The 20,096-nt window shown below is 66.6% G+C and carries 17 protein-coding genes and 1 rRNA gene; 7 read left to right on the top strand and 11 right to left on the bottom strand.

The annotated features are described in order from the left end of the window. Nucleotides 1-16 precede the first annotated feature (16 nt). The 3 genes from BLS91_RS09810 to BLS91_RS09800 form a co-directional block, all read right to left on the bottom strand. Entirely contained in the window at nt 17-1,279 is a 1,263-nt protein-coding gene (locus BLS91_RS09810) for a CpaE/TadZ family protein (RefSeq protein ID WP_092340552.1), read from the bottom strand. Continuing rightward, nucleotides 1,279-1,914 (bottom strand): hypothetical protein, encoded by a 636-nt coding sequence (locus BLS91_RS09805; protein ID WP_092340551.1) that lies wholly within the window; start codon nt 1,912-1,914, stop codon nt 1,279-1,281. Before BLS91_RS09805 ends, BLS91_RS09810 begins: the two co-directional genes overlap by 1 nt. A gap of 88 nt (nt 1,915-2,002) precedes the next feature. Beyond that, the gene (locus BLS91_RS09800) at nt 2,003-2,602 is read right to left on the bottom strand and encodes a hypothetical protein (RefSeq protein WP_092340550.1); all 600 of its coding nucleotides are present in this window, start codon (nt 2,600-2,602) and stop codon (nt 2,003-2,005) included. 132 nt (nt 2,603-2,734) lie between these two features. Between BLS91_RS09800 and BLS91_RS09795 the strand changes: the two genes are divergently transcribed. Further along, entirely contained in the window at nt 2,735-3,190 is a 456-nt protein-coding gene (locus BLS91_RS09795; protein WP_092340549.1) for an Rv3235 family protein, read from the top strand. A 93-nt stretch (nt 3,191-3,283) separates the two neighbouring features. On the opposite strand, the gene secA is transcribed toward BLS91_RS09795, so the two are convergent. From secA to mtrA, 6 genes are all read right to left on the bottom strand, one after another. After that, nucleotides 3,284-6,091 (bottom strand): preprotein translocase subunit SecA, encoded by a 2,808-nt coding sequence (secA, locus tag BLS91_RS09790; protein WP_092340548.1) that lies wholly within the window; start codon nt 6,089-6,091, stop codon nt 3,284-3,286. 137 nt (nt 6,092-6,228) lie between these two features. Next, nucleotides 6,229-6,933 carry a ribosome hibernation-promoting factor, HPF/YfiA family gene (hpf, locus tag BLS91_RS09785; protein WP_092340547.1) on the bottom strand — a complete coding sequence of 235 codons (705 nt, stop codon included), beginning with the start codon at nt 6,931-6,933 and terminating at the stop codon, nt 6,229-6,231. Nucleotides 6,934-7,044: 111 nt separating this feature from the next. Further along, the gene (locus BLS91_RS09780) at nt 7,045-7,746 is read right to left on the bottom strand and encodes a ComF family protein (protein ID WP_092340546.1); all 702 of its coding nucleotides are present in this window, start codon (nt 7,744-7,746) and stop codon (nt 7,045-7,047) included. A 90-nt stretch (nt 7,747-7,836) separates the two neighbouring features. Next, nucleotides 7,837-9,534, bottom strand: coding sequence for an LpqB family beta-propeller domain-containing protein (locus tag BLS91_RS09775; RefSeq protein ID WP_158252829.1), 1,698 nt, complete (start codon nt 9,532-9,534; stop codon nt 7,837-7,839). Beyond that, nucleotides 9,527-11,167, bottom strand: a complete 1,641-nt coding sequence (gene mtrB / locus BLS91_RS09770; RefSeq protein WP_174774949.1) for an MtrAB system histidine kinase MtrB — start codon at nt 11,165-11,167, stop codon at nt 9,527-9,529. The genes BLS91_RS09775 and mtrB overlap by 8 nt, the downstream gene beginning before the upstream one ends. A 57-nt stretch (nt 11,168-11,224) precedes the next feature. Then, nucleotides 11,225-11,905 carry an MtrAB system response regulator MtrA gene (gene mtrA, locus BLS91_RS09765; protein WP_092340544.1) on the bottom strand — a complete coding sequence of 227 codons (681 nt, stop codon included), beginning with the start codon at nt 11,903-11,905 and terminating at the stop codon, nt 11,225-11,227. A 156-nt stretch (nt 11,906-12,061) separates the two neighbouring features. Between mtrA and BLS91_RS09760 the strand changes: the two genes are divergently transcribed. From BLS91_RS09760 to BLS91_RS09740, 5 genes are read left to right on the top strand one after another with little or no spacing between them, the layout of a single operon-like run. Continuing rightward, on the top strand, nt 12,062-13,243 hold the full coding sequence (locus tag BLS91_RS09760; RefSeq protein ID WP_134505142.1) for a hypothetical protein: 1,182 nt from the start codon (nt 12,062-12,064) through the stop codon (nt 13,241-13,243). Then, the gene (locus tag BLS91_RS09755; RefSeq protein WP_092340542.1) at nt 13,240-13,947 is read left to right on the top strand and encodes a DUF4129 domain-containing protein; all 708 of its coding nucleotides are present in this window, start codon (nt 13,240-13,242) and stop codon (nt 13,945-13,947) included. The genes BLS91_RS09760 and BLS91_RS09755 overlap by 4 nt, the downstream gene beginning before the upstream one ends. Beyond that, nucleotides 13,944-15,251, top strand: a complete 1,308-nt coding sequence (locus tag BLS91_RS09750) for a DUF4350 domain-containing protein (protein WP_174774948.1) — start codon at nt 13,944-13,946, stop codon at nt 15,249-15,251. Before BLS91_RS09755 ends, BLS91_RS09750 begins: the two co-directional genes overlap by 4 nt. Next, nucleotides 15,248-16,249: an AAA family ATPase gene (locus tag BLS91_RS09745; RefSeq protein WP_092340541.1), complete on the top strand. Its 1,002-nt coding sequence runs from the start codon at nt 15,248-15,250 to the stop codon at nt 16,247-16,249. The genes BLS91_RS09750 and BLS91_RS09745 overlap by 4 nt, the downstream gene beginning before the upstream one ends. A 2-nt stretch (nt 16,250-16,251) precedes the next feature. After that, on the top strand, nt 16,252-17,559 hold the full coding sequence (locus BLS91_RS09740; protein ID WP_092340540.1) for a DUF58 domain-containing protein: 1,308 nt from the start codon (nt 16,252-16,254) through the stop codon (nt 17,557-17,559). Nucleotide 17,560: 1 nt separating this feature from the next. Here BLS91_RS09740 and BLS91_RS09735 read toward each other — a convergent pair whose 3' ends face one another. Then, entirely contained in the window at nt 17,561-18,556 is a 996-nt protein-coding gene (locus tag BLS91_RS09735) for a stage II sporulation protein M (protein WP_092340539.1), read from the bottom strand. Nucleotides 18,557-18,573: 17 nt separating this feature from the next. Here BLS91_RS09735 and BLS91_RS09730 point away from each other — a divergent pair, with 17 nt between their 5' ends. Continuing rightward, entirely contained in the window at nt 18,574-19,428 is an 855-nt protein-coding gene (locus BLS91_RS09730; RefSeq protein ID WP_092340538.1) for an RDD family protein, read from the top strand. A 412-nt stretch (nt 19,429-19,840) separates the two neighbouring features. Here the strand turns inward: BLS91_RS09730 and rrf are convergent. Beyond that, nucleotides 19,841-19,957, bottom strand: a 5S ribosomal RNA gene (rrf, locus tag BLS91_RS09725). Nucleotides 19,958-20,096: the final 139 nt, after the last annotated feature.

The raw sequence follows: 20,096 nt of genomic DNA, 5'->3' as shown, positions 1-20,096 counted from the left end.
AGGTGTATCCGGCGGGTTACGTGGCCGGGGCGGCCTTACGGCCGCGCCACCTGACCCGCCGCGGCATCCGTTCTGATTCCCGGGCTGGAACCACGATGAGGTCCTCCAGTACAAACCGACGGATGCTCGCTCGAGCTGACGACTTCGGGCTCGCGTCCCGCAGGCTGCGGCCGGTCAAGACCGCAGCGTCGAGGGCGCCCTGATCGTGCGGCACCAGAATGGGCGATTCGATGCCGCCAAAGCGCAGCAGCATTGCCGCGACCTGCCCGCGCGGATTCAGCCCGACCGCGCTCGCCCGCACCTGGTTCATCACGACGCTGACCGTGCTGCTGCCGATCACCTCGGTGAGGTCACTCCAAGCGCGCAGAAACCGGGCCATACCGACCGGGTCGGCCAGCCCACAGGCCACGACATGGTCGGCCACCCGCAGGGCCGTGACGGTGGCCGCGTTGCGCCGGGGTGCCAACATGTCGCTGGTCAGCTCTTCATCGCTTTCCAGACTGAACCCGGTGTCCAGCACGACGTAGTCCACCCAGTGCCGCAAGGCGTCGATGGTGCGGGTGACCCGTTCGGTCGACAGTTCCGGCCAGCGCGACGGTCGGCCGAGGCCGGTGAGCACCCAGAAGGCACCCTTGGGCGAGTTGTAGCGTTGCGCGATACGTTCAAGCTCTGATTGGTTCAAACTGTCGCTGCCGGCCAAACGGCAGGCAGCGGCAAAGCCGGGCGCTTCGTCGAGCATGCCCAGGCTCGGAGCGATCGAGGCGCTGTAGGTATCGACGTCGGCCAACACGACGGTGTGACCGGCCGCTGCGATTTCGGCCGCGATGTTGATGGCCAGTGTCGTGCGCCCCGGCGCGCCGGCCGGGCCCCACACCGCGATCACCGAGCCGGTATTGAGTGCACCGCCGGTGAAGTGCCGCTCCCCCACCCGCAACGGAACGACAACCCCCGACACCAGCAAATCTTCAATCTCCGACCAATCGCAGGGTATCGCGACAGTTTCGTAGAGGCCCAGGGTGCCGGCGTGCCGCCGCTCCAATTCCGTCGCGGTCAGGGCGACAACGCGAATGCCGCGCTCGTCGCAGGCGGCGATCAACTGGCCGGTCAGGGATTCCCGGCGACCACTGACGACCACGACGTGGGGTTGCCCATGGGACAGCGTCTCAAGGAACTCCCGGGCGGTATCCACGCGAGTGACCACGCTGTGCCCACAATCAATGATGTCGGCCAGCATGCGCTGCTCGGTCGCTCGGTCGAGCACGAGCGCGAGCCGGGCCATCAGGGCACCACCGGGGTGTTCACGGGAACGATCGCGAGGGCATCGCCGTTCATGATGGCCTCCAGCACCGCGCCCACGTTGGCCTTCGGCACGAGCATTTCCACGGATTGCCCACTGGAGGCGGCAATGATGCCGGTCGGTTCGACGATCCGCACGACGACAGCCTGCCCCACGAGAATCGTCGGCGGCGCGTACTCACTCGGCCCGGTCGCCCGCGCCGACCAGATGTCGACGACCGAACCGGCCGCGATCGAGGCGGCCAGTCGACCGGGAACGTCGACGACGACACTGGTCACATCGCTCCCCGACGATTCCCCGACCGCTGACCGGGCCACCAGTTCACCGGTCAGGATCGTCTGCGTGACGAGCAGCCCACCCTTCAAGCCAGTCGACGGAACCAGATACAGGTCGGCCGCGCCGCCGAGCTGCACCCGAGTTTCAACGAGGTCGGCCGCCCTCAGCTGGTCACCGACGGTCAGTGTGTGCCGTGCGGTATAGACCGCCGTAGTGCGATCAGTGCCGGCGACAATCGCGCCGACCCCCGCTATCGAAGCAGCGACCAGCACCAGCCCGATGATGAATCGGGGGTCAACCCAGAAGCGGCGGCGCGTGCGTGTGGGACGGGGTGTTTTCATCCGTTACCTCGCTTCTCTGAATCGATTCCGATGGTGCATTGGCCCTATCGTGCCCGACTTCGCTAAGTCGTGAAAAAGTTATCCACAACTAGCAGAGCCGAATAACGTGAATCTGCCAGAACGGCACGAGACGGTAGTGCAGAATCTCCGGCGCGCGGCGCAGCGTTCCGAGCGGATGCACCGCCAGATCGAGATGGTCACGCGCCACCCGGTCGATGCTTCCGGCCAGGACACCACCGCGAGTGTCGAGTTCCACGAAGCGCCGCCGCCGGCACAGGTCCCGCAGCACAAAGGGAAAACCGACGCGTTCGATGAGCTTTCCGGTGGATTCTGACTCGACCGCGAGCGAGACCAGGCTCTGCTCCGCGCTGAGCACTACCCCGGCGACGGCCGAAAGCGGGATCACGCACTGAGCCCGCCCATTGGCGGTGCCGGGCAGGTCCGCCGCGAGCCAGTCCCGGCCCAGCGTCGTCGGTCGAACCGAGAGGGTCTCACCGGACACCAGTACGATTCGCAGTTGCAGTGTGCCTCCGAGGCCGGCCGATCGCACCACGTTACTCAACCGGGTGCGCAGGGAGAGCTTTTCCAACCGCGTACGTTCCTCCTGCAGGCGCAGGTCAGTGGCCTCGGCGTGCAGCTCGCGTTCGAGTTGCCCTTCGAGGTCGTCAAACAGATCATCCCAGCGCACACGTTGAAAGTAGCCGACGCCGAGCGTTCTCGCTCGGGTTGTGCACAGGCTCTTTAAGCGCTCGACAGTGCAGCGATCAAACTGCTTAGGTTTTGCGCCACAAGAGTTGCACGTTCGATATCAGGAGGAACAATGACGTCATCTGGTTCCGGGTCTGCCCGTCTGCAGGTCAACCCGTTGGAGCCCCGCGTCGACCAGCGCGCAGTCAGCCCGCGCGGTGCCGGCCCGAGACCAATCGGAGCAGCGCACGGGCACGAAATAGAACAGCTCCTGCGCGCCCTCGCACTGCGGGCCATCGAGGCCATCGCCGGAGCCAGAGACCTGGAGCAGCTCGCGCGATGGGTCACCGACGACGTCTACGCCCATCTTCACATCCGTGTGACGATCGCCTCTCGTGCCAGAGCCATCACGGGAATCGTCGCGGAGCGGCCGAGACTGTGGATCGATCAGGTCAAAACCTGGCCGACCGAGACCGGCGGTTTCAACGCGGTGATCGTGGTGTACGACAAACGCCGCGCGCACGTCGTCTCCTTGCAGCTGGAAGCCCTGGACCAGCGCTGGAGAGCTACTGTACTCGTCGTCCTATGAGGCCAGAACCGCCCGGCCAGCAGACGGATGCCCCACCCACGCGCATCGCCGCGCGCCGCCGGACGGGCGCACATCGATGTGCTGGCGTGGGGTCTAGCTGTTCTTCTTACCCTGCGATCGGCGTTCGGCCCGGTTCACCGGGGCTGCACCCTCGGTTTTCTGCCCGAACGCTCCGCGCTGAGGAGGGCCGGCTGCTTCGGCCGGTTCGTCGTCGCTGGCCGCGACGGTGGCCGAGCGCCGGGCCCGGTCAGTGGCTGCCTGCTGAATCTGGCCGCGCTGGTTGCGCACCTCGACTCCGCCTGAGTCACTCGGTGCGGTGTAGCTGAGCTTCTCCTCCGGAGCGTCGGCCGGTGTGAGTCCCTTGGCAGCGACGACCGGCCCGGCGACAGCACCGGCCCCAGCAGTCACCTCAACGTCGAGGTTGAACAGGAACCCGACGGTCTCCTCGCGAATCTGACCCATCATCTGCTGGAACATGGCGAAACCTTCGCGCTGGTATTCCACCAGCGGGTCGCGCTGAGCCATGGCGCGCAGTCCGATACCGTCTTTCAGGTAGTCCATCTCGTAGAGGTGGTCCCGCCAGCGACGGTCGATCACCGAGAGAACGACACGGCGCTCCAGTTCGCGCATGGCCGGGGCTCCGAGGCTCACTTCCCGGCGCGAATAGGCCAGCTTGGCATCAGAGAGAATCTCCCGGCGCATGAAGTCGCGGTTGATCTTGCCCTTGTCGCCGGCCTCGGAGACGACCTCATCGATGGTCAGTCCCACCGGGTAGAGCGTTTTGAGCTCGGTCCACATTGCATCGAAGTCCCAGTCGTCACCGTTGCCGTCGCCGGCGTGCACATCGAGCACCTCGTCGATGACGTTGGTGAGGAAGGTCTGGGTGCGTTCGTGCAGGTCGTCACCCTCGAGGATGTGCCTGCGGTCTCCGTAGATGGCCTCGCGCTGACGGTTGAGAACGTCGTCGTACTTGAGCACGTTCTTGCGGATCTCGGCGTTGCGACCCTCGACCTGGGACTGGGCACTGCGGATGGCGCGGCTGACCACCTTGGATTCGATCGCCATGTCGTCTGGCACGCCCTGGCGGCCCATGAGGGCCTCGGCGGCACCGGCGTTGAACAGGCGCATGAGGTCGTCGGTGAGCGAGAGGTAGAAGCGGCTCTCGCCCGGGTCTCCCTGACGTCCGCTGCGCCCGCGCAGCTGGTTGTCGATGCGGCGTGATTCGTGCCGTTCGGTACCGAGCACGTAAAGACCGCCGGCGGCGATCACCTTCTCGGCCTCTTCGGTGACGTTGGTCTTGACCGCGGTGAACACGTCGTCCCAGGCGAGTTCGTACTCGTCGGGGGTTTCGACCGGGCTGAGGCCCTTGGCGTTCATCTCGGCAACGGCGAGGAATTCGGCGTTGCCGCCGAGCATCACGTCGGTACCACGACCGGCCATGTTGGTGGCGACGGTCACCGAACCGAGTCGACCGGCCTGCGCGACGATCGCAGCTTCACGGGCGTGGTTCTTCGCGTTGAGCACCTCGTGACGCACGCCCTTCTTGGCGAGCAGGCGTGACAGGTACTCGCTTTTCTCAACGCTGGTCGTGCCGACCAGAACCGGCTGTCCCGCTTCGTGTCGTTCGACGATGTCCTCGACGACCTGACGAAACTTGGACTCTTCGTTCTTGTAGATCAGGTCGGACTGGTCGATGCGCTGCATCGGCTTGTTGGTGGGGATGGCCACCACGCCAAGCTTGTAGGTGCTCATGAACTCGGCGGCTTCGGTCTCGGCCGTTCCGGTCATTCCGGAGATCTTCGCGTACAGGCGGAAGTAGTTCTGCAGGGTGACCGTGGCCAGGGTCTGGTTCTCGGCCTTGACCGCGACCCCCTCCTTGGCCTCGATCGCCTGGTGGATGCCTTCGTTGTAGCGGCGGCCCATGAGGATACGGCCGGTGTGCTCGTCGACGATGAGCACCTCGCCGTTCATGACGACGTAGTCCTTGTCTTTCTTGAACAGGGCATTCGCCTTGATGGCGTTGTTCAAGAAGGAGATCAGCGGCGTGTTGGCCGACTCGTAGAGGTTGTCGATGCCGAGGTAGTCCTCGACCTTTTCGATGCCGGGTTCGAGCACACCGATGGTGCGCTTCTTCTCGTCGACCTCGAAGTCTTCGTCGGCAATGAGACGCTTGGCCAGGCTGGCGAACTCGTTGAACCAGCGGTTCGCTTCACCGGATGCCGGCCCGGAGATGATCAGCGGGGTACGGGCCTCGTCGATGAGGATCGAGTCGACCTCGTCGACGATGGCGAAGTAGTGGCCGCGCTGCACCATGTCGCTGGCCTGCCACGCCATGTTGTCGCGCAGGTAGTCGAAACCGAACTCGTTGTTGGTGCCGTAGGTGATGTCGGCGGCATACATTTCGCGACGCTGCGCCGGAGTCTGGCCGGAAAGGATGCATCCGGTCGTCATGCCGAGGGCGCGAAAGACGCGCCCCATGAGCTCGCTCTGGTAGCTCGCGAGGTAGTCGTTGACCGTGATGACGTGCACGCCGCGGCTGCTGATCGCGTTGAGATACGCCGCGGTGGTGGCGACGAGGGTCTTGCCCTCACCGGTCTTCATCTCGGCGATGTTGCCGAGGTGCAGGGCTGCTCCGCCCATGAGCTGCACGTCGAAGTGACGCAGTCCGAGGGTGCGCGTGCTGGCCTCGCGCACGGCGGCGAAGGCCTCCGGCAGCAGGTCATCGAGCGATTCGCCGTTGGAATACCGTTCCCGCAGGGTGACGGTTTCGTTTTTCAGCTCGTCGTCGGTGAGCTCATGGAAGTCTTCTTCCAGCGCGTTGATGGCTTTCGCATAGTTTTCGAGGCGGCGCAGAACGCGGCCTTCACCAACACGAAGAACCTTTTCAAGAATTGACGCCACGAATGTACTCCACTAGTCAAACGGTGCAGGCTCGCACTGCGGCAGCCCAATCGGACTTCTGCAGCACAAGCCTGCACCTCTCGTCTGGCAGATGCCAGAGCACCGACCTGGTCGGCGGCTAAGGCAATGCTAGTTGGTCAGTTGGCACGCCCGCTGGCAACGGGCACAGCCTCCTGCAACTCGCTCGACGAACCGTCGAGCTCAATGACCCCATAGTCCCAGCCCTTGCGGCGGTAGACCACGCTGGGACGCTTCGTCTCGATGTCCTGGAACAGGTAGAAGTCATGGCCGACGAGCTCCATGAAGTAGAGGGCATCGTCGACGGACATGGGAGCAGCCGCGAACACCTTGCGACGGATGACGACGGGGCAGTAGTCCTCCTCGGCGGAGGCTTCTGGGGCATCCGCTTGCACAATCGGGATCGCGCCGGTGCGCACCCGCTCGAGCGTTTCGGGGTTGGCGGGGGTGATGTCGATGACGCTGAATCCCACAGCGGATGCCTCGTGCAGCGAGGTAGGACGGTGGGCCCCGCCGCGGTGCACCTTCTTGCGGTCTTTGGCGCGACGAACGCGTTCGAGCAGACGACCCAGCGCCACGTCGAAGGCGGCGTACTTGTCGGATCCGTCTGCTTCGGCCCGCACCAGCGGACCTTTGCCGATCAGGGTGAGTTCGACCCGGTCGTTGCCGACGGCAGCGCCGTTCTTCTCGTGGTGGCGGCTGACCTTAATCTCGAGCGCGACGGCCTTCTCGGCGAGGAGGGCAATTTTCTCGGCCTTCTCCGTCGCGTAATCCCGGAAGCGATCAGTGATCCCAAGGTTGCGTCCGACGATGTTAGTTTCCATGACGACCTCCAGTTTGGCGGACCGCCCGACAACTGGGCGATCATTACGCGCCTTTGTCTCCACCGTAGCCGTGACGGTCAGATAAGTCACAGTATTTATCCATCAGTTTGCCTAAGGAGGGTTGTGCGCGGGGAGCAGACGCCGTGTTTCCGCCAGTGCGGCCAGACCGACGACGATACCGCCCGCAGCGAACACGGCACGCCGCGCCTCGAGCAGGGTCGCGCCGGTCGTCACAATGTCGTCGACGAGGATCACCGACACCCCGTCGAGCGGATGCCGGGCGACAAGACTGTTGTTCTTGTTCGAGGCCCTCGCCGCCCGGCCGAGACCCACCTGGTCGAGGGCCTCGGTGCGCTGCACGAGCACCGGGGATGAGTGCAGGCCGGCCCGGCGCAGCAGGGCGTCGACCGGGTGGTAGCCGCGTACGCGCCAGGCCAGGCGGGACGACGGAATGGTGACCAGGTGGATGTCGCGCGGGCTCCCGGGCTGATTCGGCTCGGTCAGGTTTGGCACGGCGACGAGCGCGGCCACGATGGCCGCTCGCAGCGGCGCGGCGAGCGCGGCGGCGGCATCCGTTCGACCGCCGTCTTTGTAGGCGGCGATCACGTGGCGGGCAGAACCCGCATAAGTCAGAGCGGCCCAGATGAGGGCGTCGTCGCGGGTGACCGCGTGCACGGCGGGCGCCAGCGCCAGCCGGCAGCTCGCGCACAGGGCACGGTCGACGGCACCGCAGCCGCTGCACTCGGTCGGCAGCAGCGTGGCCCAGGCGTCGCGGCCGGCGGCGGCCAGTCGATCGCGCAGCTGTCTACTCATGGCCTCAGTGTGCCGCGGGATGCCGGTGGGGACTGTGCGACTTCGCCAGCGGTGCACAAACGGACCTGGACGCCCGCTGGGGAGGAGAAGCTAGCCGCCGAGGCCTTGCTGGGTGGCGAGCAGGGTCACGTCTCCGATGCGGGCCTGCCAGCCCGCTCCGCGTTGCACCTCGAGGCTGCCGGTGTCGGTGAGGGCTCGCAGGTCGCGCACCGAGTTGCTGCCGACGATGAACCGGCTGCTGACCGGGGATTCCAAAACGGTACTGACGCCGCCGATCTGTTGGGCGACGATGCGGGCCTCGCCACTGGGCAGCAGGCTGAGCGATGCGACGGTCAACTCGTTGATCCAGGTGGCGCCCTGGCCGACCCCGCCGCCCGATGCCAGCAGCACGGGCGCGCCGATGCCGGTCGGCACAACGCCGGTGCGAATGATGGAGGCGACCACGAATCGGGTCTCGGAACCGGTGCCGAGCAGCGCGATCAGTCGGGCGCCGTCTCTGGACACCTTCAGCGACGAGATAGACGTGGCCTCCGGCCACGGCGTCGGCAGTACGGTCGCCTCCCCCGACGGGCCATAGACGACCAGTGCGCTCGGATCGTTGGCCGGCACTGACCAGACGAAGCGGTCGTTGTCGATCGAGGGTGCGAGCAGTCCGGCACGCGTATCGAGCAGTTGAGGGTCGTCGCCGGCCCGCACGAGGTATACGCCGTCGCTGGCCAGTACAGCAGCCGATCCCTGCCCCGAAGCGAGCGTCACGGCGGTCGGGGCCAGCTGGGCGATGGCGTCAGACAAACCGTCGAGCGGAGTGACGCTCTGCCCGGTCGCGGCGAGAAAACCGAACTCGTCGCCGCGCAGCACGAGCGCCCTGGCATCCACGCGCGGATCCACGAGCGGAGCGCCGGACTCCAGATCAGTGATGGCCTGGGAGTTCTGGTCGATGGTGATTTCGACGGTCAGGCCCGTCGGCAGGCTCGCCGCCAGTTGGGCCTTCATACGCTGCAGGGTCTGCCGATCGGCGTTGAGGGCTTCGCTGTTCAGGTCGACCATGGCCTGCCGCCCGACGACCTGCACGGCGTCGGCGGTGAGCTTGGAGCCTTCCGGAAACGCCGTGGCCACGGCGCCGGTCAGCCAGGCGCTCGGTCCGTTCAGGACGGCATTGACCAGTTTGGTCGGAGCGGATGCCCCGCGCGGAAACCAGCGCAGGTCCGGCACCAGAAACCGAAATCCCGGGTCGTAGAAGTAGACCGGCTGGGCGCTGAACACGTCATTGAAGGTGTTCTCATCGATCACGGTGCCGTTTGGGGCCGCGCTGATGCGCCACTGGCCGCCGATCTGCGCAAATTCATAGCGCAACGGTACCGGGCTCGCGTCGACCTCGCGGTATTCCCCGGACTGGTCTACTTCGGCGATCGGCGTGACGGCCACGAGGGTGGTGGCGTCGTCGATGACGGTCAGGGTGCGCCCTGAACCGTTGTCGACGGTGACGCCCGCAGTAGGATCCCAACTGGATTGAAACGCCGGAGCCAGAAACTGGCGGGCGATGTCGTAGTTGTTCTCCGGGCTGGAGGAGGCGTCGATGAATCCGCGCAGGATGGACTCGACCGAAGCATCCTTTTGCGGTAGTGCGGGCAGAAAGACCGGCGCCGGATTGTCGTCGGGCGCGATGTCATTGCCGGCGTGCACCACGCCGTCGCGCGGTATGCCGGTGCAGCCGCCGAGACCGACGGCGAGACTGACCGCTACGAGCAGCGCCGGAACGACGCGCCAGGCTGAACTGCGACTACTCATGCTGGCCCCCGCCGATTCCGGGCACATGCCCGATTTCGCCCAGCGCGGCCGTGGCGTCGTCGGGCGGCAGCGGGATCGGGGACGATTCGAGCATGGCGCCGGCCGTGCGCGGCAGAGTCAGTCGAAAACACGACCCGTCGCCGGGGCTCGACCAGACCTGCAGCCAGCCGTTGTGTACGCTCGCGTCTTCGCGCGAGATGGCCAGCCCCAGTCCGGTCCCGCCGATCGTGCGTTGGCGTGAGGGATCAGCACGCCAAAACCGGTCGAACACGTGCGCGACCTCGGCCTGGCTCATGCCGAGCCCGTAGTCACGCACGGCGAGCGCCACCGCGTTCGCGTCGCTGTCGACCGAGACCACGACGGGTTTGCCCTCACCGTGCTCGATGGCGTTGCCGATGAGGTTGTGCAGCACCCGACGGATGCGCCGCGGATCGACGTCGGCGTTCAGGTACCCGCCGGGGGCGAGAAGTCGCAGGTCGCTGCCCTTGGTCTCGGCGAGGGAGCGGAGGCTGTCGATGGCATCCTCGGCGAGGTAGACCAGATTGGTCGGTTCACTTTCCAACTCCACCGACCCGGCGTCGTAGCGGCTGATTTCGAGAAGGTCGCTCAGCAGCAGCTCAAACCGTTCGACCTGGGTGTGCAGCAGCTCGGCGGTGCGGCTGGTGGCCGGCGGAAAAGTCGCCCGCTGGTCGTACAGCACATCGCCGGCCAAGCGGATGGTCGTGAGCGGCGTTCGCAATTCGTGCGAGACATCCGATACAAAGCGTTGCTGCACTTCGGACAGGTCGGCGAGCTCACGAATCTGGCTCTGCAGGCTGTCGGCCATACCGTTGAACGAACGGGCAAGCGTGGCGATGACGTCTTCACCCTTCTCGGGAATGCGTACTTCCAGGTCACCGGAGGCCAGCTTCTGGCTCGTCTCGGCGGCCACGCGCAGCGGCGTGACGACGAAGCGCACGACGACCCACGATACGGCCCCGATCAGCAGCACGAGGGTGACACCGGCCACCCCGAGGGTCTGCTGTACGAACAGGAGCGTCGCTTCGGCATCCTGCAGGCTGTACGCGATGTACAGCTCATAGCGGCCGGCCACCGGAACCGTGATCTGCGACCCGACCACGATGCCGGGAATGGTCGTGGCATCCTCACCGGTCAGGGTGACCGACTGCCAGAACTGATCGCCGTCGTTGGCCTGCACCTCGGTGCGCAGGTCGGTGCCGATCACACCGGTGGATTGCCCGAACGTCGAGGAGTCGAGCGGCGCGACGGTCGACGGATCCTGCCCAGGCACCCGCAACACGGCGACCAGCCGGCTCGAGGAGGCGGCCGAGATCGAGGTGCGGGCCGAGCTGAGCAGGTTCTGCACCTGCACCCGGTCGGTGGCATCGGAGGAATCGAACAGGCTCTGCGCGGAGCTGGTGGCACGGTCGGATTCGAGCAGCACCTGGCTGAGTCGTGATTGAAACAGGTCGTTGCCGATGCTGACCGACATGTAGACGCCCACCACCAGAATCGCCAGCCCGGACAGCGCGACCGAGATCGTCACCGTACGAAATTGCAGGGAGGAACGCCACGACGCGCGCACCAGCCTCGGCCAGTTACGCGGCCTGCTCCAATAGGTCAGCTGGGGCACGGTTTGAGAAACCGTTTCTGCGGGAATCGCCGGGCGCACATGGGCGGTCGTAGTTCTCTAGCTGACCGTGCCGGCGCGATAGCCGACACCGCGCACCGTCATGACGATCTTCGGATTGTCGGGGTCATGCTCGACTTTGGCGCGCAGCCGCTGCACGTGCACGTTCACCAGCCGGGTGTCCGCCTTGTAGTGGTAGCCCCAGACCTGTTCCAGCAGCATCTCGCGGGTGAAAACCTGCTGGGGTTTGGACGCCAGGGCGAGCAGCAGGTCGAATTCGAGCGGGGTCAGATTGATCGCGGCCGTTCCGCGGGTGACTTCGTGGCCGACCGCGTTCACAACGAGGTCACCGATGTGCAGGGCGAGGGCACCGTCGGCGGCGGGCGGGCGCAGGCGCGTGCGAATGCGGGCGACCAATTCCTTGGGGTTGAACGGCTTCACCATGTAGTCGTCGGCGCCGGACTCGAGACCCTTGACCACGTCGGTGGTGTCGGACCGCGCGGTGAGCATGATGATCGGGACCCCCGATTCTGCGCGGATCAGCCGACACACTTCGATCCCGTCGAGGCCGGGCAGCATGAGGTCGAGCAATACCAGGTCGGGCTTCTCGGTGCGAAACGTCTCGAGGGCGAGGGACCCATCGGCGCAGAACCCCGGATTGAAGCCTTCGCCGTGCAAAACGATGCCGATCATCTCGGACAGGGCGGTATCGTCATCGATAACCAAAATTCGTGCAGTCATGGGTCTCTTTCCAGAACGTCAGTCACGTGTGTTCTGATGTGGTTCGCTCAGCAGATTGCCCGATGAGTAGGGCAAAGTCTGGCATAAGAGTAGCTGAGCGCGCTGACAGAGTGCCTCTGAGCGCATTTCTTGATCGACCTGTGCCAGCATTGAATGGTGACAGACCCCTGGCAAGCCCCCGACGCCCCCGTTGCACCGCGCTACGGGGAGTTCGCGCCGCCCGTCTCGCCCGATCAGAGCGCACCGCATCCGTACGGTTCGTACCCGGGCGGCCCGTACCCGGGCGGCGCCCCCGGGCAGGGCTGGGCGCCCCCGCCCAAGCCGGGGCTGATTCCACTGAGACCGATCGGATTCGGTACGCTGCTTGGCGCGTCGTTCCAGGTCTTGCGCCGCAATCCGAAGGCAACCTTCGGCAGCGGTCTGATCGTGCAGGCCGCGATCATGCTCATCACCGTGGTCATTGTCGGGCTCGTCACGTTCTGGGCCATCGACCGCATCGACAGCGCCCCGCTCGACCAAAAGGATGCCGTCACCGCCGGCTCGTTACTGGCCGGCGCGCTGTCCGCCATTATCCCGATCGCCCTGTCACTCATCGCTTCGGCCCTGCTGCAGGCCGTCATCGTGCTCGAAGTGGCCCGCGCGACCCTCGGCGAGAAACTACGGCTCGGCGCGCTGTGGCGCACAGCGGCGACCCGTCTCTGGCCGCTGGTGCTGTGGACCGTGCTGTTGACCGTGGCACTCTTCATCGGTGTGGCCGTGATCGCCGGCATTGTCGTGGCGCTGATCAGCGTCGGCGGTACCGCCGGATTCGTGGCCGGCGTTCTGGTCGGCATCTTCGGCGGCCTGCTGCTCGCGGCCGTGAGCGCGTTCTTGTACGCCAAAACCAGTGTCGTGCCGAGCCTGATCGTGCTGGAGAAACTGGGCGTGCGGGCATCCGTTGTTCGATCCTGGTCACTCACTCGCGGCTACTTCTGGCGCACCCTGGGCGTACTGCTGCTAATCGGCCTGATCGTGCAGGTGATCACCCAGATCATCACCACGCCCGTATCACTGCTCATGGGAATCGGCGCGTCGCTGATCGACCCGAACGGGGCATTCACCGACGAGACGACCTACATCATCACCGCCCTCAGCCTGATCATCGCTATTCCGGTGGCCGCAGTGGCGGCCGTCGTGCAGTCGGCGGCCATAGCGCTGATCTACCTCGACCTGCGCATGCGCAAGGAGGGGCTCGACCTCGAGCTGGCGCGCTACGTGGAATCGGCGGCGCAGGGCGGCAATGTTCCCGACCCGTATCTGGTACCGACCGCTCCCGGCACGGGGTATCCGGCGGCATGACGGCTCTGAGCCTGGCGCAGCTCGGATCGCTGGTTGACCGCATCACGTTCGGCGTGCCGCGTGATGTACCGGTGGTTCCCGACGCGGCAGAGGCCCGCCAGTGGCTTCGCGAGGAACTCGCCAAAGCCCCGTACGCCGCCGCCCGGCCCACCTGGTTCGACCGGGCGTCCCAGGCCTTTTTGGACTGGCTCCAGTCCCTGACCATCAGCGGCGACGGCAATTTGAAAGACTGGCTGCCGATTGTCGCGGTCGTGCTGGTGCTCGCGGCGCTTGTGGCCGGCTGGCTGCTGTTCGGCGCCCCCAGGTTGGCCAGGCGACGCCGCGCCGCTCTCGACCTGTTCGGCACGATCGACCAGCGCAGCAGCGCCGAGATGCGCACGGCCGCCGAGGCAGCGGCGAGCGCGGGCGACTGGAGCCTGGCCTGCGAGGAAATTTTTCGCGCCCTGGCCCGCGGCCTCGCCGAACGCACGGTGCTCGCTGTCTCGCCCGGCACGACCGCGCACGATTTCGCCACCCGAGCCCGGCAGGTCTTTCCGGCGCATGGCCCGGCCCTGGCTCTCGCCGCCGATACCTTCGACCGGGTGCGCTATCTGGAGCAGGCCGGCACCGAGCCCGACTATCGCGCTCTGGCCGCGCTCGAGGCCGAGTTGCGCTCTGCGATGCCCGTCGTGCTGACCCCGCTGGCCGAGGCGGGTCGGTCATGAGCGCGACGCTGACGTCTCCAGAGGATGCCGCTGCGCCCGGCGCCCGCGCCGGTGGTGGCCCTGCGAGCGCCACGACCGTGGCAACGCCGACCCTGCGCGCGCTGCTTCGCCGCTCCTCGTTCTGGGTGATCGCCGCTGCCTGCATACTGGCCATCGCCATCATCGCCGTGCTCGTCTCGGGTGGCAGCCAGGCTGCCGGCCGGGCACTGGCCGGGGACAACGCGGCTCCGGCCGGGTCGATGGCCCTGGTCGAAGTGCTTCGCCAGCAGGGCGTCACCGTGACTCTGGCCGGTTCCCTGGCCGAGGTGCGCGGGGCGGTCGGCGCGGATTCCACCGTGCTGCTCTATGACGAGAACAGCTACCTCGACCAGTCGCAGCTGAGCGAACTCGGCGACCTCGCCGCGCGCACGGTGGTCGTTGCACCGGATTTCTTGGCGTTGCAGGCGCTGGCGCCCACCGTGGGCTTCGGCGGTGTCTCCGATGCGGAGACGCTGACGGCCGACTGCTCGGTTCCGGCCGCAAGCCGGGCCGGGGAGCTGGTGCCGGGCGGCGACACCCTGTCGATTCCGCAGGGCGAGCATCCGCTGGTCACCGGCTGCTTTCCGAGCGGCACCGACACCTTCTCGCTGGTGCAGGTGCAGAACGAACTAACCGGCGACCTCGTCTCGCTTGTGCCCGACCCGCGCGTGTTCAACAACGAGAACGTGACCGGCTACGGCAATGCGGCGTTCGCCCTCGGCCTGCTCGGGCCGAGCGACTCGCTGGTCTGGTACCTGCCGACCCTGGCCGACCTGCCCCGCACGGGGCCACCCTCACTCGCTGACCTGACGCCCGGCTGGGTCACCCCGGTGCTCATGCTGCTCGCGCTCGTCGGCGTCGCCGCCGCAGTCTGGCGCGGCCGGCGCTTCGGGCCGCTCGTAGCCGAGAATCTGCCGGTCACGGTGAAGGCGAGCGAGACTTTGGAGGGTCGAGCCCGACTCTATGCGCGCAGTAACGCCCGCCTGCGGGCGATCGACGCCCTGCGCGTGGGCGCCGTGCAACGCCTCGCCCGAACCGTCGGCCTCGGCCGGCTCGCCCACCTGGACGAGGTCATCGCCACGGTGGCGCTTATCACCGGCCGCGCCCCCGACGAGGTTCGCCGGGTTCTCGTGGGTGCCATCCCCGTCTCCGATGCCCAGCTGATGGAGCTCGGAGTCGCCCTGCAGGCCCTCGAAACGGCGACCAGCCAGGCCGTGCGGGCCGGGGCGCCGGCATCCGCTTCTTCTGAAATCTTCCCCCCTCCAGCCGAGAGAATGGACCCATGACGACTCCCACTGATCAGATCGACACCGCGCCGACCAACGCAGCGGATGCCGCCGCGCTGCGGGCCGCCCTCAACCGGGTGCGCACCGAGGTCGGCAAGGCCGTCGTCGGGCAGGACGGCGCGGTTACCGGGCTGATCATCGCGCTGCTCGCGCGCGGCCACGTGCTGCTCGAGGGCGTGCCGGGCGTAGCGAAAACCCTGCTCGTGCGCACCCTCAGCCACGCACTCAGTCTCGACACCAAACGAATCCAGTTCACGCCCGACCTGATGCCCGGCGACGTGACCGGGTCGCTCATTTACGACGCCAAGGCCGGCGAATTCGAGTTTCGGCAGGGGCCGGTATTCACGAACATCTGCCTCGCCGACGAGATCAACCGCACGCCGCCGAAGACGCAGTCCGCGCTGCTCGAGGCGATGGAGGAGCGTCAGGTCAGCGTCGACGGCGAGTCGCTGAAGCTGCCAGAGCCGTTCATCGTGGCGGCGACCATGAACCCGATCGAATACGAGGGCACTTATACGCTGCCCGAGGCACAGCTCGACCGGTTTCTGCTCAAGCTCGTGCTCGAAGTGCCTCAGCGGGTCGATGAGATCGAGGTGCTGCGCCGCCACGCGGCCGGCTTCAATCCGCGCGATCTGGCCGGTGCCGGTGTGAGCGCGGTTCTCGGCGCGGCCGAACTCGCCGCGGCGCAGGATGCCGTCGCTCGGGTCGGGTCGAGCGCCGATGTGCTCGCCTACATCGTGGACCTGGCCCGCGCCACCCGCACGAGCCCCTCGGTCAAGCTCGGGGTCAGCCCTCGCGGCACGACCGCCCTGCTCGCCGCTACCAAGGCGTGGGCCTGGCTGAGCGGCTACGACTCGATCACCCCCGACCACGTGCAGGCCATGGCGCTGCCGGTCTGGCGGCACCGTGTGCAGCTGCGCCCCGAAGCCGAACTCGAAGGCGTCTCGGTCGATGCGATTCTGCGCGGAGTGCTGCAGCAGGTTCAGGTTCCGATCTAACGATGACGCTCAGCGGACGGTTCGTTCTTCTCCTCGCCCTCGGCGCGGTGCCCATCGTGCTGTTCGGGCCCTCCGTGGAGGCGGCGGCCGGCGTGCTCGCCCTCTGGCTGGTCTTCGTGCTTCTGCTCGGCAGTCTCGACCTGGCGCTAGCCGCGTCGCCGCGCGCCGTTTCGGTCGAACGGATGCTGCCCGCCCGCGTTCGCCTCGGCGAATCGGCCACGAGCGAGTTGTACCTGACGAATACCGGTCGTCGGCGCCTGAACGCCGTGGTGCGGGATGCCTGGCAGCCGTCGGCGGGTGCCGGCCTCGTGCGCGGCCGGGTGGTGATTGTGCGCGGCGAACGGCGGCTGGTCTCGCTGACGCTCACTCCGTTTCGGCGGGGGGAGCGCCGGGTCGAACAGGTGACGGTGCGCTCCCTGGGGCCGCTGGGTTTGTGGAACCGTCAGGCCTCACTGAACGCGCCGGGGCGCATCCGGGTTCTGCCGCCGTTTCACGCCCGCAAACACCTGCCCTCCCGTATCGCACGACTCAAGGAGCTCGACGGACGCACGAGCGTGATGGTGCGCGGGCAGGGCACCGAGTTCGACTCGCTGCGCGAATATGTGCGCGGTGACGATGTGCGCTCGATCGACTGGCGGGCCACGGCCCGGCGGGGCGACGTCATGGTGCGCACCTGGCGGCCGGAGCGCGACCGTCGGGTCGTGATTCTGCTCGACACCGGCCGCACGTCCGCAGCCCGCGTCGACAACGAGCCCCGGCTGGACACCGCCTTCGAAGCGGCCCTGCTGCTCGCAGCCCTCACCTCGGTGGCCGGCGACCGGGTGGACTTTCTCGCCTTCGACCGCCGGGTGCGCGGCCGGGTGCAGGGAGCGACCGGCGCGGCCCTGCTGTCGCAGATGGTCGATTCCATGGCGCTGATCGACCCGGAGCTCATCGAAATGGACTGGGCGGCCGTTCCCGGCCAGGTGCGCGCGGTCACGAGCCAGCATGCCCTGGTCGTGCTCCTCACCTCCATCGACGCTGCGGGAGCGTCGACCGGGCTGCTGTCGGTGCTGCCGCAGCTCACCAAGCGGCACACGGTGGTCGTGGCCTCCGTGCTCGACCCAGCTACCGTGCTCGCGGCGGCCACCCGCGGCGGACGCGACGAGATCTACCGCGCGGCGGCCGCTGAGCGGGCCCTGCTCGACGTGGCGCGCGTGTCGGCCGCCATCCGCCAGCTGGGAGCGGATGTCGTCACCGCCTCCCCCGCGCAGCTTCCGCCCGCCCTGGCTGACCGCTACATCGCGCTGAAGGCGGCCGGGCGGCTCTGACTCACGCGCTGTAAATGCGCGTACTCCCCGCTTCGAACTCACTGAGGTCGCCGGTTTCTCCGGCCCTGCTTGCGCGCCCGCCGACCACGATCATGTAGAACAGGAACGCGCCGAGCGCCACCGCTCCGATGCCGATCTTGATCGGCCACGGCCAGGGCTGCGAGGTGACGAAGCCCTCAATAATGCCCGACACCAACAGCACGAACACCAGTCCGATCGCCACGGTGAACAGCGCTCGGCCGTCTTCGGCGAGTGCCTGACCTCGGGTACGTGCGCCGGGGGCGATCCAGGCCCAGAAAATGAGCAGTCCGCCGGCAGCCGCAACGAAGATCGCCGTGAGCTCGAGCAGCCCGTGCGGAGCAATGTAGAGAAAGAACACGTCGCCCTTGTCGTAGGCGAACATGATGGCGGCCGTGGTGCCGAGGTTCATGGCGTTCTGCAGAATGATGAATGGCACGTAGACCCCGGTGATGCCGAAGGCGATGCACTGCGCGGCGATCCAGGCGTTGTTGGTCGAGACGAATCCGGCGAAGGAGGCCGCCGGGTTCGCGGAGTAATACCCCACGAAGTCCTCGTTGGCCAGTTGCGCGAGTTGCGCCTCTGTTCCCAGGTTGGCCAAGACCCTTGGATCGTTGTAGGCCCACACGGCGTACAGTCCAGCGACGACGACCGTGACCACGGCGACCGCGAGGGTGAGCCAGCGGAGCCGATATAAAGCCGCGGGGAGCTGGGCAACGAAAAACCGGGGAAGCTGCGCCAACACATTGACGCTCACGCCGGTGAAGCGCAGCCGGGCGCGGGACAGGCCGACCGACAGCCGGTCGCCTTCCAGGGTAGAGCCGGCGGTCGATTTGATCGCGGAGAGCTGAGTGGCCCCGGCCTGATATCGCTCGATCAGCTCATCCGACTGGGCACCGGACAGACCCCGCCGGGCACCGAGCTCGGTCAGGCGGTCCCAGTCGGCGCGGTGCGCGGCCGTATATGCGTCGAGATCCATCTGGTTCAATAGTAGACATGAAGGAGACCGCGCGTCCCACCGACCGTGCCGCTGATTTTGACAGTGACGATGAACTCGTCACCGGTGAGGCGGTCGCGCTCGACGTGCGGCCGGCCAGCGTCATCCTCCGCGGCGCCGGGGCGATCATCGACGCGATCGCCTATCTGGCCCTGTACCTGCTCATTCTTCTGGGCTTCTATCTGAGTTTCGCGGCCTATACCGACGCCGCGCTCACCCAGGCACTGAACGTTGTTGCCCTCGTCTTCTCGCTGGTGGTCGTGCCGGTCCTGGTCGAAACCCTCACGCACGGCCGCTCGCTTGGCAAGTTCGCCATCGGCGCCCGCATCGTACGAGACGACGGCGGAGCGATCTCCCTGCGTCACGCGTTCATTCGCGCCCTAACCGGCGTGCTCGAGATCATCATGACCGTCGGAGGTCTCGCCGCCATCACTGCCCTGCTCAATGGGCGTTCCAAGCGCCTCGGCGACCTGCTGGCCGGTACCTACAGCCAGCACGAACGTGTGCAGCGCAATAAAAAAGTCCCGCGCCCCCTACCAGACGCCTTGCTGCCCTGGTCGCAGACGGTCGATATCGCGCGCCTGCCCGACCGCCTCGCCCGTCGTGTTGCCCAGTACCTGCGCCAGTCGTCCCATATGACCCCCGTGACCCGCGAACATCTGGCTCAGTCCCTCGCCGCCGAGGTCGCCCCCTTCGTCTGGCCGCTGCCTGACGCTCCGGCCGAGTATTTCCTCGTCGGCGTAGCCGCCGTGCGCCGCGAACGTGAGTACACCGCCCTCATCCTCGAGCGCGAGCGTCTGGCCCGGCTCGCGCCGGTTCTGACCGGTCTCCCCCACGGCTTCCCCAACCGCTGATTCACCGACAGGGGCAAAGCACCGGGTGCGTGGCCCTCCCGTTAAGTATGGGGAGCCAAAGCAAAGGATGCTTGCTATAGCAAGCAGATGGACGACCTCCTAGATAGCCACAGTCCCGTAAGCTCCCGGCTCGCAGACGCCCGCTCTTACCGCGGCTGGAGCACGTCGACGCTCGCACAGCGTCTACGTTGTGGGCGGGGTGTCGGGGTATTCGCGGGGTGCCGAGTTCGAGTGTTTGAGCTGAGCAGCGGAGGCGTCGTCACCCCGCAGGCGTACGGCCGGGGTCTTGAGAACGCTACTGAACGCGGTCGAAAGAGAGCGGCTTAACGAAAACAGGGCACCCGCGTGGGTGGCCTGTTAACGCAGGAAAGCCATCCCCGGAGGGATGGCTTTCCTGGTGTTTCTACGTTAAGTCCGGCGGTGTCCTACTCTCCCACAGGGTCCCCCCTGCAGTACCATCGGCGCTGAGAGTCTTAGCTTCCGGGTTCGGAATGTGACCGGGCGTTTCCCTCTCGCTATAGCCGCCGAAACATCTTGCGATGAATCGATTCTATATTATGTAGTTATATAGAGTCCTCGTGACGAGGACGTTGTTCTCGACCGTACATCGAGAACCACATAGTGGACGCTAAAGCAGCTTCTTCAAACTGAGTGTTATCAAATTATCG

The sequence above is a fragment of the Cryobacterium flavum genome (assembly GCF_900103805.1).
Taxonomy (GTDB): Bacteria; Actinomycetota; Actinomycetes; order Actinomycetales; family Microbacteriaceae; genus Cryobacterium; species Cryobacterium flavum.
The sequence above is the reverse complement of the archived record's forward strand: the minus strand, read 5'-3'. Positions and strand labels throughout refer to the sequence as shown.